At 68.3% G+C, this 12,148-nt stretch carries 12 protein-coding genes; 8 read left to right on the top strand and 4 right to left on the bottom strand.

Features of this window, described 5'->3' with window-relative positions:
- Positions 1–23: 23 nt before the first annotated feature.
- Genes AB0F51_RS27915 through AB0F51_RS27900 form a run of 4 tightly spaced genes read left to right on the top strand, consistent with a single transcriptional unit; the run spans position 24 to position 3,893 of the window.
- Entirely contained in the window at positions 24–956 is a 933-nt protein-coding gene (locus AB0F51_RS27915; protein WP_360284662.1) for a sugar ABC transporter permease, read from the top strand.
- Positions 953–1,780 carry a carbohydrate ABC transporter permease gene (locus AB0F51_RS27910; RefSeq protein ID WP_360284660.1) on the top strand — a complete coding sequence of 276 codons (828 nt, stop codon included), beginning with the start codon at positions 953–955 and terminating at the stop codon, positions 1,778–1,780. The genes AB0F51_RS27915 and AB0F51_RS27910 overlap by 4 nt, the downstream gene beginning before the upstream one ends.
- Positions 1,781–1,833: 53 nt before the next feature.
- Entirely contained in the window at positions 1,834–3,246 is a 1,413-nt protein-coding gene (locus tag AB0F51_RS27905) for an ATP-binding protein (RefSeq protein ID WP_360284658.1), read from the top strand.
- The gene (locus AB0F51_RS27900; protein ID WP_360284657.1) at positions 3,240–3,893 is read left to right on the top strand and encodes a response regulator transcription factor; all 654 of its coding nucleotides are present in this window, start codon (positions 3,240–3,242) and stop codon (positions 3,891–3,893) included. The genes AB0F51_RS27905 and AB0F51_RS27900 overlap by 7 nt, the downstream gene beginning before the upstream one ends.
- 52 nt (positions 3,894–3,945) lie before the next feature.
- Here AB0F51_RS27900 and AB0F51_RS27895 read toward each other — a convergent pair whose 3' ends face one another.
- Both AB0F51_RS27895 and AB0F51_RS27890 read right to left on the bottom strand, forming a co-directional pair.
- Complete coding sequence (locus AB0F51_RS27895) at positions 3,946–5,322, bottom strand: PxKF domain-containing protein (protein ID WP_360284656.1); 1,377 nt, start codon at positions 5,320–5,322, stop codon at positions 3,946–3,948.
- Between the two features lie 133 nt (positions 5,323–5,455).
- Complete coding sequence (locus tag AB0F51_RS27890) at positions 5,456–6,082, bottom strand: hypothetical protein (protein ID WP_360284654.1); 627 nt, start codon at positions 6,080–6,082, stop codon at positions 5,456–5,458.
- A gap of 30 nt (positions 6,083–6,112) precedes the next feature.
- Here AB0F51_RS27890 and AB0F51_RS27885 point away from each other — a divergent pair, with 30 nt between their 5' ends.
- The 4 genes from AB0F51_RS27885 (at position 6,113) to AB0F51_RS27870 (ending at position 11,137) form a co-directional block, all read left to right on the top strand.
- Positions 6,113–7,432 carry a pitrilysin family protein gene (locus AB0F51_RS27885; protein WP_360284653.1) on the top strand — a complete coding sequence of 440 codons (1,320 nt, stop codon included), beginning with the start codon at positions 6,113–6,115 and terminating at the stop codon, positions 7,430–7,432.
- A complete protein-coding gene (locus tag AB0F51_RS27880) occupies positions 7,429–8,781 on the top strand; it encodes a pitrilysin family protein (protein ID WP_360284652.1) in 1,353 nt (450 codons plus the stop codon). Before AB0F51_RS27885 ends, AB0F51_RS27880 begins: the two co-directional genes overlap by 4 nt.
- A gap of 64 nt (positions 8,782–8,845) precedes the next feature.
- Positions 8,846–9,247, top strand: coding sequence for a DUF4190 domain-containing protein (locus AB0F51_RS27875; RefSeq protein ID WP_360284651.1), 402 nt, complete (start codon positions 8,846–8,848; stop codon positions 9,245–9,247).
- A 177-nt stretch (positions 9,248–9,424) separates the two neighbouring features.
- Entirely contained in the window at positions 9,425–11,137 is a 1,713-nt protein-coding gene (locus tag AB0F51_RS27870; RefSeq protein ID WP_360284650.1) for a S8 family serine peptidase, read from the top strand.
- Positions 11,138–11,198: 61 nt separating this feature from the next.
- Here AB0F51_RS27870 and AB0F51_RS27865 read toward each other — a convergent pair whose 3' ends face one another.
- Together AB0F51_RS27865 and AB0F51_RS27860 are read right to left on the bottom strand one after the other, a co-directional pair.
- Positions 11,199–11,675, bottom strand: coding sequence for a hypothetical protein (locus AB0F51_RS27865; protein WP_360284649.1), 477 nt, complete (start codon positions 11,673–11,675; stop codon positions 11,199–11,201).
- A gap of 41 nt (positions 11,676–11,716) precedes the next feature.
- Positions 11,717–12,142, bottom strand: coding sequence for a CBS domain-containing protein (locus AB0F51_RS27860; RefSeq protein ID WP_360284647.1), 426 nt, complete (start codon positions 12,140–12,142; stop codon positions 11,717–11,719).
- Positions 12,143–12,148 lie beyond the last annotated feature (6 nt).

Here is a 12,148-nt window from a genome sequence, read left to right as displayed (position 1 = left end):
CAGAGCCTCGAAGGGACTTCCCTGTGACGACATCTGCTCCCGTCGTACCCGTTCCGGCCGGCCGTCGCGCCGCCCGGAACGGGGCACCGCGCGGCGCCAAGGTCGTGAAGATGTTGCCGCTGGCCCCGGCGATCACCTTGATGGTGATCTTCCTGGCCGGCCCGATCCTGTACTGCGTCTACGCCGCGTTCACGAACATGGCGCTGACCGGTACCGGAGCGGCGAACGTGCAGTTCGTCGGGCTGGACAACTTCCGCAAGGCCTTCGGCAGCAGTGCTTTCACCAACTCGATCTGGCTGACCCTGGTGTTCACGCTGATCTCCGCGATCATCGGGCAGAACACCCTCGGGCTCGGTCTGGCGCTGCTGATGCGCCGCTCCACCAAGTTCGTCCGCAACTTCGTCGGGACCGCCGTGATCGGCGCGTGGGTGCTGCCCGAGGTGGTGGCGGCGTACCTGCTCAGCGCATTCTTCAACGACGACGGCACGCTGAACGTGATCCTGCACAAGGTCGGCCTGCCCGGCCAGGACTGGCTGTACGCGGCACCGATCATCGCGGTGTCGATCGCGAACATCTGGCGCGGTACGGCGTTCTCGATGCTGGTCTACTCGGCCGCGCTGAGCGAAGTACCGAAGGAGATCGAGGAGTCGGCCGAGATGGACGGCGCGCACGGTCCGCGCAAGCTGATCTTCGTCACGCTGCCGATGATCAGCCGCGCGATCATGACCAACCTGATGCTGATCACGCTGCAGACGCTGAGCGTGTTCGGCCTGATCTACGCGATGACGCGCGGTGGGCCCGGCACCAAGAGCCAGACGCTGCCGCTGTACATGTACGAGCAGGCGTTCAGCTTCTCCCAGATCGGCTACGGCACCGCGATCGCCCTGGTGATGCTCGCGATCGGCGCCGTCTTCTCGCTGGTCTACCTACGCGGACTCAACTCGGAGGCAGCATGATTGCCCGCGACCGGATCAGCAAGCTGACCGCGAACCTGGTTCTGCTCGGGATCGGGATTCTGTTCGTGTTGCCGTTGCTGTGGGTGTTGTTCGCCTCGGTCAACCGGACGGCGGGGTTGCGGGTCGAGTTGCCGACCAGTCCGACGTTCGACAACTTCCGGGCGGTGCTGAACACCGATACGACGTACCGGCCGGTGCTGAACGGGATCGTGCTGTGTGGCGGGGCCGCGCTGCTGACGATGATCTGCTCGGTGCTGGCGGCCTATCCGCTGTCGAGGTTCAAGACCAAGTTCAACCGGCCGTTCCTGCTGACCGTGCTGTTCTGCACCGGTCTGCCGATCACCGCGGTGATGGTGCCGGTCTACGGCTTGTTCGTCCAGCTGAATCTGGTCGACACCCTCGGCGGCACGATCATGTTCATGGCGACCTCGTCGCTGCCGTTCGCGATCTGGCTGACCAAGACGTTCATGGACGGCGTACCGATCTCGCTGGAGGAAGCGGCCTGGGTGGACGGCGCGGGCAGCATGCAGGCGCTCTACCGGATCGTGCTGCCACTGATGTGGCCGGGGATCGCGGTCGTGCTGATCTTCACCTTCATCGGGATGTGGGGCAACTTCTTCGTCCCGTTCATGCTGCTGCTGTCCCCGGAACGGCTGCCGGCCTCGGTGAGCATCTTCACCTTCTTCGGCCAGTACGGCGAACCGAACTACGGCCAGCTGGCGGCGTATTCGCTCATCTACACCTTCCCCGTGCTGCTGCTCTACCTGCTGCTGAGCAGGAAGCTTGGCGGCGCCTTCGCGCTGGGCGGTGCCATCAAGGGGTAGTACGGCGTCGCCAAGGTGCCAGGACCGGTGCAGAGGGCGTACGGTCGGTGACCATGAGCAATGCCGCGACACCACAGCGGCCGGGGGTCAGGGGCGGTCCAGCCGCTGCCACGGTGCTTGTCGTCGTGCTCGGTGTGGTCATCACCGTCGCCCTCATAGCGGTGGGCGAGCGGATGCTGCAGTACCGCAGCCCCGCGTCGCACCTGGTGCTGGAGACGATCGACGCTTGCGTCGCAGTACTGCTGTCGTACCTGGTCTACGGGCGGTTCAGGCGCAGCCGCAGCCGTCAGGACCTGCTGTTGCTGCTGGGGCTGGCCCTCCTGGGTGTGGCCAACGCCGGACTGGTTCTGACGTTGGCCCGCTCGGACTGGGCAGGTGCGCTCGGGCTGTGGCTGCCGCCGCCCTTGCGGGTGATCGGCACCTTGCTGATTGCTGCTGCCGCGCTGTTGCCGCGGCGATCGGTGGGCCCGGCGCTGCAGCGTTGGGCGCCGGCTCTCCCGGTTGTCGTGGTGCTGGTGACCGTGGCGGTGCTGCTCTGGCAGCGCGATCGCCTGCCGCAGGCGGGTGAGCTCGATCTTGGCATCGGCATGCTGACGGGAAGCAATGACCACCCGGTGCTGCTGGCCACGCAGATCCTCACCTTGACCGCCTTCGCGGCAGCGGCCGTGGCGTTCACGATTCAGGCGCGCAACCGGGACGACGTACTGCTGCGGTGGCTCGGGCCGGCGTGCGCCCTGGGTGCGATGGCAAGGGCCAACTACCTGATCTTCCCGCCGAGCGGCCCGGACTGGCTCTACAGCGGCGACGTACTGCGAACCGGGTGCTACCTGTTGCTCCTGATCGGTGCCGGCCGGGAGATCAGCCGGTACTGGGCCGCGCAGGCCGACGCGGCAGTGGCTGAGGACCGGCGGAGACTCGCTCGGGAGATGCACGATGGCGTACTACAGGAGCTGGGCTACATCCGCTCCGAGCTGGCTGCGTTCACTGCTGTCGACGAGGCTCGGGTCAACCGGATCGTCGGAGCCAGCGAGCGAGCACTGGACGAGGCTAGACAGATGCTCACCGCACTGGGGCGGACTGACGACGAGCCACTGGCCAATGCGCTGGAACGGGCCGTGGAGCAGATCGCGGAGCGGTACGGCGTCGTACTGGCGCTGGAGCTGGATGCCTCGATTCCGGCTGACTCCGCGCAGCGGCATGGGCTGGTGCGGATCGCACGGGAGGCCGTGCTGAACGCAGTACGGCACGGGCGGGCAGAGCGGATCAGTGTCGTTCTCGGCCAGGATGAGAACGGCCAGTTCCTGCAGGTGATCGACGACGGAACCGGATTCGAGCCTGGGAACCGGACCGCGGACCAGGCGGGCTTCGGCCTGATCGGCATGCGGGAGAGGGCGGAGGCTCTGCCCGGCAGCTTCGAGATCGATTCGAGCCCGGCCGGTGGCACGAGAGTGGAGGTCAGATGGTGAGCCCTGAGCCGAACCGGGTGGTGATCGCGGACGACCATCCGCAGTTGCGCGGCCGGATCCGCGCCGCGCTGGAGGCGGGCGGCTTCGAGGTCTGCGCCGAAGCCGCGACCGGGCCGGAGGCTGTGCGACTGGTCCAGGAACACAACCCGGAAGTGGTGCTGCTGGACGTGCACATGCCGGGCAACGGCATCAAGGCGGCGGCCGAGATCGGGCAGTCGATGCCGAAGGTGTCAGTGGTGATGCTGACCATCTCCCGCGACGACAACGACCTGTTCGACTCACTGCGGGCCGGCGCCGCGGGGTACCTGCTGAAGGACACCGATCCGGTCCGGCTGCCGCTGGCGTTGCGGGCGGTGCTGTCCGGCGAGGCGGCGATCCCGCGCTCCCTGGTGGCGCGGATCCTCGACGAATTCCGGGCCACCAGCGGGCCGCGGTTCGGTCGCCGGCCGAAGGTGGCGGCCAAGCTCACCTCCCGCGAGTGGGAGGTGATGGAACTGCTGGCCACCGGGCAGAGCACCGACGAGGTGGCCCGGGAGCTGTTCCTGTCGCCCACCACGGTCCGGGTCCACATCTCGTCGGTACTGCGCAAGCTCCGGGTCAAGGACCGTAAGGCGGCCATCGACCTGTTGAGCGACGACGCATCGTGAGGGCGGCATCCCTCCAGCCGCCCTCACGATCAGCTACTTGACTGCGTTCTTGCTACTTCCGCAGGTCGAACAGGGCCGAGACCGGCCCGGTGAAGCTGCTGTCCGACACGGTCACCCGGTACGTTCCGGCGGTGAGTGCGGCGCCGGTGTGCTGGCTGAGCTTGGTGGACAGGTTGTAGATGTACTGCGGGTCCGACCAGCGCATCGCCAGGCCGTTGGTGGAGACGGTCTCGATTGCCGGCTCGTTGACGACCGCGTCCGCCACGGCGTCGACCTTGGACAGCGCAACGGCCGGAGTCAGCGTCGCGACGGCGTTGCCGTCGCACCCCGTGACGATGATCTTGACCGGGATGGTGCTGCCGAGCTTGAAGACGCTCTTGGTACCCGTGGCGTTGATCGGCTGCATGAGCGCGCTCGGGGTGTTCTTGGTGGCGAAGCTCGCGGCGGCGGCAGCGGTGTCGCTCCCGGCGTCGTCATCGGTCACGGTCACGCCGATCGTGTAGTTGCCGTTCGCGGCGAAGGTGTGGCTGCCGGTCGACGGTGAGGTCGCCGGGTCGAAGGTGCTGCTGTTGCCGTCGCCCCAGTTGATGACCGTGCTGTGGGTGTCGGCCGAGCCCGGGTCGGTGAACGGCGCGTTCACCGAGACCTCACAGGCGCCGAGCCTGCTGCTGGTGACCTGGCCGATGGACGGTGCGACGTTGGAAGCGGTCCAGTCGAAGGTCTCGGTGACCGCTGCGTGCGTGCCGTCGGTGACCTGGACGACGACCGTTCCGGCCGCGTCGTCGGTGGTGGTGTGCGACCACGACCAAGTGCCGTTTCCGTTGTCCGTGACGGTTCCGAGGCCGCTCACCTTGGTGATGGCCAGCGTGTCGTTGACGTCTTCGTCGGTGAACGACCCGTGGGTAGACAGGGCTGAACCCTCGGCCCCGTTGGCGTCGGCGGGAAGGATCCCGGCGACCGGCGCGTGCGAGACCACCACGGGCTGCTGCTGGATGGTGATCGGGATCGCGACGTTGTTCTTGAAGTCGGAGTTGGGACCGCCGGTGGCGTTCCCCGTGATCGTCGCCGTGACGGTCCCGCCAACTGCGCCGGCGGCGGCCTTGAAGCTGACCGGCATTGCTTCGCAGTCGGTGAAGGTGAGCGATGCCGGAGTAGCGGTCACGCCAGCCGGCGTGACCAAGCTGATGGTGAGCGACTCGCCGCTGTTGATGTTGCAGCCGATGGTGCCGTCATTGGCGTTGGCGACGACCTGCACGGTGGTCTGACCGACCGAGCTTGCGTCGCCGGCCACCAAGGTCAAGCTGGCCCCGCCGTCGATCTCGTCCGTGATGTTGTCGGCGTGGGCTATTCCGGCGAGCACGAGGGCGGCCGTGGCTGCGATTCCCGTTGCCAGGACCGCTTGCCGAGTGAGTTTGCCGTGCTGGGACATGAAGCGACCTTCCGTGGCGTGGGTGCACACCCCTCCGGTGCACCCATCTGGCGGTAACGCTAAGTAATGCCGGGCCGGTTGGACCAGGGACGAAGGCCCCGTTGAGCGTTCAAATAACTAAACGCGTGTCGGCCTAACCTGCGAGCGCTTCGCAGATGGCCCACGCAGAGTGACGCAGGAGCGCGGCCGTTTCCTCGTCGAGGCCTTTGACCGGGAGGTCCACCGCGGTGGGGTCTTCGTGGAGCAGAGCGATCAGAAAGACGCACGCCGTCAGGTAGCTGCCGGCGAGGGCGGGATGGGAGTTGTCGGGCGCGTGCAGAGACAACTCCGGGTGTGCCGTCTGGAAGTGCTGCCAGATCAGTCCCGCGGGCACGAGCGTGGCGCCCAACTCCGCGGCGATGGTCGCGTAGGCGGTGGTCAGCGGTTCCTGAGGAGCGCCCTTGCGGGACCAGGTCATGTACAGCGCGGTCTGCGCGCCCGCCTCGCTGATCGCGGTGTGGAAGTCGCGGATGTTGTCGTGCATCCGGGCCGGGTTCTTCCCCGGCAGCGTGCTCTGTTCCTGCAGTACGACGGTGTCATAGTTGCCCGAGGCAATCTCGGCGAGGGCCTTCCCGGCGTTCAGGTGCTGCCGCAGTGAGGCCCCACCGGCGGAGATCAGCCGGTGCTCGACGGTGATGCCGCGCGCGGCGGCGAGGCCCGCGATCAGCCCCGGCAGGTTGTTCCGCGCAGTGAAGCTGTTGCCGACGAACAGGATCCGCATCGCTTCAGGATGGCACGTAGGGTGGTCCGTATGCCGCTGAACTATCCGCTTGCTGAGCAGACGCTGGACAACGGTCTGCGGGTCGTCGTCAGTTCCGACCGGAACGTGCCGATCGTGTCGGTGAACCTCTGGTACGACGTGGGGTCGCGGCACGAGCCACCGGGGCTGACCGGGTTCGCCCACCTCTTCGAGCACCTGATGTTCCAGGGCTCGCGCAACGTGGAGTCGGGGCAGCACTTCTCGCTGCTGGAGAGTGTCGGCGCGAGCCTCAACGCGAGCACCTTCTTCGACCGGACCAACTACTTCGAGTCGCTGCCCAGCGGCGGGCTCGACCTCGCGCTGTGGCTCGAGGCGGACCGGATGGGCTTCCTGCTGGACGCGGTCAACCAGGAGAACCTGGACAACCAGCGCGACGTGGTGAAGGAGGAGAAGCGGCAGAGCTACGACAACCGGCCGTACGGCGACTCGTACGAGCGGCTGGTCCGGCTGCTCTTCCCCGAGGGCCACCCGTACGCGCACATGACGATCGGCTCGATGGCCGACCTGGACGCGGCCGCGGTCGAGGACGTGCACGCCTTCTTCCGCAAGTACTACGGCCCGAACAACGCCGTCCTGACCATCGTCGGCGACGTCGCCGAGGAGGACGCGTTCGACGCGGTCAAGCGGTACTTCGGCCACCTGCAGGCCATCCCCACGCCGCCACCCGCGCCCGACGGCACGGTCGGCCCGCTGGAGGGCGTGTTCCGCGACGACGTCGTCGCGGACGTCCCGTCGGACCTGATCACGATGATGTTCCGGCTTCCCGTGGACGGTACGCCGGAGCTGGACGCCGCGGCGCTTGCGCTCGACGTGCTGGCCGGTGGCCAGAGCGGGCGGCTCAACCGCCGGCTGGTCCGTGACGAGCAGATCGCGCAGTCGGTGTCGGGCGGCGCCCTGCCGCTGATCGGTGGCGTCTCGTTCGGCACGCTGACCGGGATCGCCTCCGACGGCGTCGAGCTGCAGCAGGTCGAGGACGCACTGCTGGAAGAGGTCGAGAAGCTCGCCGAGGGCGGTATCACCGCCGACGAGCTGGCGACCGTGCAGGCGCAGGCCGAGCGGGACTGGCTCGAGCAGCTCGCCACCTGCGGCGGCCGGGCCGACGAGATCTCGCACCACGCGCTGCTGTTCGGTGACCCGAACCGGATCAACACCAGGATCGACGACCTGCGCGCCGTCACCGCCGAGCAGGTGCAGGCCGTCGCGAGCCAGTGGATCCGCGCCGGTGGCCGCGCCCAGGTGACCTACCGACGCCAGACCGAATCCGCGACCGGGGACCAGCCGGCCGGCGATGCAGCAGGGGAGCAGGAATGAGCAGCCAGGCCTTGACCACCCCGCCACCGGTGGCCCCGCCGCGCCCGTGGCGGTTCCCGCTCGCAACCAGTACGACGACCCGCTCCGGTACGCCGGTGCACGTGTTCGACCGCCCCGGCCAGTACGTCGCCACGGTGCGCGTCACGGTCGCCATGCCACTGGCCATCGAGCCGCGGGAGCTGGAAGGGATCGCGACGATCATGTCGCGCACTCTCGACGAGGGCACCGAGCTCAAGTCGGCCAACGAGTTCGCGGCGGCGCTGGAGCGGCACGGCGCGGCGTACGGGGTGGATGTCAGTTCGGACGCGTTGCACGTGGAGATCTCGGTGCCGACCTCGCAGCTGGCGCCGGCCGTCAAGCTGCTGGCCGAGGCGGTCACCCGGCCGGCCTTCAACCAGGCCGACGTCGGGCGGCACGTGACGATCCGGCTCGGTGAGATCAACCAGGAGCGCGCGAACGCCGGCTACCGCGCCCGCGAGGCCTTCGCCGCCCACCTGTTCGACGCGTCGACCCGCCGATCCCGCCCGACCGCCGGTACGCCGGACACGATCCGGCCGCTGACCAACGTCCAGGTGGCCGAGTTCTATCGCGCCAACATCGGTCCCGCGCGCGCCCAGATCCTGTTCGCCGGCGATGCCACCGGGGTCGACGTGGCCGCGATCATCGACGACGCGTTCGGTGACTGGACCTCGGACGCCGGGACCGCGATCGACACGCCTGAGCCGCTCTACCTCACGGGTGACCGGCTGGTGCTCGTCGACCGGCCCGGTTCGGTGCAGAGCCAGCTGCTGATCGGCTGCCCGGGCCCCGACCGCCGGGAGGACATCTGGGGCGCGGCCGCGGTCGCCAACCACGTCGTCGGCGGCACCATCACCTCACGCGTCGACACCGTGCTGCGCGAGGAGAAGGGCTACACCTACGGCACCCGCTCGAGCTTCAACGCTCCGCGCAAGGGCGGCACGTTCACGTTGGGCGGCGCCGTCCGGACCGAGGTCACCGGCGCCGCGATCGGTGACGCGCTCAAGATTCTGCGCGAAGCCCGGGACGGCCTGACCGACCGTGAGGTCCAGGAGGCGCAGGACAGCCTGATCCGCACCGCGCCGCTGCGCTACGAGCAGGCCGACTCCATCGCCCAGCAGGTCGGCAGCAACATCGCCGTCGGCGTACCGCTCGACTTCGCCGACACCTACCTCGCCCAGATCGCCGCGACCACCGCCGAGTCGGCCACCGAGGCCTACCGCCGGTACGTCGGAACCAACGGGCTGCTGGTGGTCGTCGTAGGGGAGGCGAAGGACGTTCGCTCCCAGCTCGCCGGGCTGGGCATCGCCGACATCACCGAGCTGAGCTGAGCTTCTGGCATCCTGCTCGGGGTCGGCGGTGGTACCTCCGGCCCTGAGCAGAGGAGCAGTACGCATGTCGTTCGACGAGCGGCGACCCCAGGACAGCGTTCCGCAGTACGCCGAGCGGCCGCAGGACCAGCCGGGCCCCGCGCCCACGCAGTACCCGCTGCAGCCCGGCTACGGGTACCCGCAACCGGCGTACGGCGTACTGCGCGACAACTCCAACGCGACCCTGGCCATGGTGCTGGGACTGGTCGGGCTGTTCACGATGTTCGTGGTGATCTCGCCGATCGCCTGGTGGAAGGCGCAGCAGGCGCTGGGCGAGATCGACGATGCGCCCGGCGTGTACAGCAACCGGGGGATGGCGATCGCCGGCCAGGTCACCGGAATCATCGGCACCATCCTGCTCGGCCTCGGCGTGCTGGTCGCCTCGAGCTTCCTGCTGATCTTCCTGATCGCCCTCGCCCGGACCTGACCGCGACCCTGACCGCGGACACTGACCGCGCGCTGGCAACGAACTGACCGGAATGATCCGGTTCAGTCGTTTGCTTGTTGATCCTGACAACGACGGACTTGCGCTGAACCCTGGTGGACCTGCCCGCGCGGCTTTACCGTGTGCCCGTCAGACTCACTTCAGGGAGGGGATCCACTCGTGAGAGACGTCCGTAGATCGTTGTGCGCGGCCACCGGCGCGTTCGCGCTGCTGGTCGGCGCACTGGCAGTCCCGGCCACCGCCGGTGCCGGTACGAAAGCGGTTGCTGGGGGCACCACGGAGTACCTGGTCCTGCTGGAAGCGGGGGCCGACCACGCTCAGGCGCTGGCCGCCGTCAAGGCAGCCGGAGGGGTCGTGGTGAAGGAGAACACGAACCTCGGCACGATGACGGTGCGCGCCGCCGCGTCCGGGTTCGTCAGCCGGGTGGCCGCGTCGCCGGCCGTCCAGGGTGCGGCGCGCAGCCGCCCGATCGGGAAGTTGCCGAAGGCCCGTTCCGGCGTGGTCGAGAAGGAGCACCTCACCGCTGTTGCCAAGGGCAAGGGTACGCGGACCGCGAAGGCCACCGCGGGCAGCACGGCCGATCCGCTCGACGCCAAGCTCTGGGGCCTGAAGATGGTCCGGGCGGACCTGTCGCACGAAGTGCAGCCGGGCAAGCGGGCGGTCAAGGTCGGCATCCTCGACTCCGGGATCGATGCGCGCAACCCCGACATCGCGCCGAACTTCGACTGGAAGCTGTCCCGCAACTTCGCTCCCGACCTGCCGGAGGTCGACGGCCCGTGTGAGTTCAGGGGCTGTGTGGACCCGGTCGGCTGGGACGACAGCGGGCACGGGACGCACGTGGCCGGTACCGTCGGCGCCGCGCTCAACGGCTTCGGTCTGTCCGGTGTCGCGCCGAACGTGTCGCTGGTCGAGATCCGGGGCGGTCAGGACAGCGGCTTCCTCTTCCTCGGTCCGGTCTCCGACGCGCTCACCTACGCAGGTGACGCCGGGCTGGACGTGGTGAACATGTCCTTCTACGTCGACCCGTGGCTGTACAACTGCCTGAACAACCCGGCCGACAGCCCGGAGGCGCAGGCCGAGCAGCGCACCATCATCGCCACCATGAAGCGGGCGCTGAACTACGCGCACGACAAGGGCGTCACGCTGGTCGGGTCGCTCGGGAACAACCACGAGGATCTCGGCAAGCCGCGGACCGACACGAGCAGCCCGGACTTCGGCGACGTTCCGCCGTACCCGCGGCCGATCGACAACGCGACCTGTATCGACCTGCCGGTCGAAGGCCCGCACGTGATCGGCGTTTCCGCCCTCGGCCCGTCGGGCAAGAAGGCGGACTACTCCAACTACGGCCTCGAGCAGATCGACGTGTCGGCACCGGGCGGCTGGTTCCGCGACTACTTCGGTACGCCGAACTACCGGACCAACGAGAACCTGATCCTGTCCACCTATCCGGTGAACAGGCTGCAGGTCGACGGTCTGGTCGACGCGGCTGGTGCGATCACCCCGGCCGGCGTGACGGCCGGCGTACAGAAGCAGTGTCCTGCCGGTGTCACGGACTACACGCAGTGTGGCTACTACAACTGGCTGCAGGGGACGTCGATGGCGTCGCCGCACGTGGCCGGCGTGGCCGCGCTGATCGTCAGCGAGTACGGGAAGAAGGGGTCGCACCACTCGTTCGGAATGGCTCCGGACAAGGTGCGGAAGATCCTGCTGGACAGCGCGCAGAGCCGGGCCTGCCCGACCCCGCGGCTGCAGACCTATCTGAACGAAGGACGCTCGGAGGAGTTCAACGCGCTCTGTGAGGGCGGCCGGGAATTCAACGGCTTCTACGGCCACGGCATCGCCGATGCCTACGCCGCGGTGACCCGGTACTGATCCAGTGAAAGGCGACGGGCCCGGTACGCCGTACCGGGCCCGTCACTTTGTTCGGGTTGGTCTACTTCGGGGCGATCAGGCAGGTGGTGCCGCGGTCGCCGTGGGTCCAGCCGTCCTCGACCGGGTGCAGGAAGAAGACGTCTGAGGGCTTGTCTGCCTTGAGTTTGGCGGCCTTGAAGCGGTCGGTGCAGCCCTTCTCGGCGGCGGCCTGGACCGTCGCGAGGCCGGGCCACGCGCCGGCCGGTAGCTCGAAGACCGCGAACACCTTGCCGCCGTTGGGCTGGTCGCACGGCTGGACCCCGATGTCCTTGACCTCGCCCTCCCTGAGTTCCGTCACGCAGTCGCCGACGCGAAGCTTCTCGGGACGCGTGGTCTGCTTGCTGGTCACCTGGCCGGACGCGTCCCGGTCGGGTTCGCTGCGGGTGCTGGCCACGAAGCCGATCAGGCCCAGACCGAGGACCCCCACCCCGGTGATCACCAGCCCGGCAACCGCCAGATTCTTGCGCTTCGGGGGCTGGTGGGGTGGGGTCGGCTTCATGGGCGGAATCTAGACCGCCGGGGGAGCAAACCTCCGGGGAGTCAGCCGGAGATGTAGTTGGAGAGTTGTTCGCGTTCGAACTCGAGCTCGCCGATTCGGGTCTTGACGACGTCGCCGATGCTGACGATGCCGGTCAGGGCGCCGTCCACGACGACCGGGACGTGCCGGATCCGGCGGTCCGTCATCAGCCGCATCAGGTTGTCGATCAGGTCGTCCGGCCCGCAGGTGTGCACCTGCTCGGTCATGATCGCGCTGACCCGCACCTGGCCCGCGTCCGGCGTACCGTTCAGCAGCCGGACCACGTCGCGCTCGGAGACGATGCCGGCGACCTCACGGCCGTCCGGGCTGACCACGACCGCGCCGATGTTGTGCTCGGCGAGCAGCGCCAGGAGCTCGGTGACGGTGGCCTCTGGGGAGATGGTGACGACTTGATTGCCTTTGCCGCGCAGTACGTCGTTGATCTTCACGGAGCC

Source organism: Kribbella sp. NPDC023855, assembly GCF_040639475.1.
Taxonomy (GTDB): domain Bacteria; phylum Actinomycetota; class Actinomycetes; order Propionibacteriales; family Kribbellaceae; genus Kribbella.
This window is presented reverse-complemented; position numbering and strand designations above follow the sequence as displayed.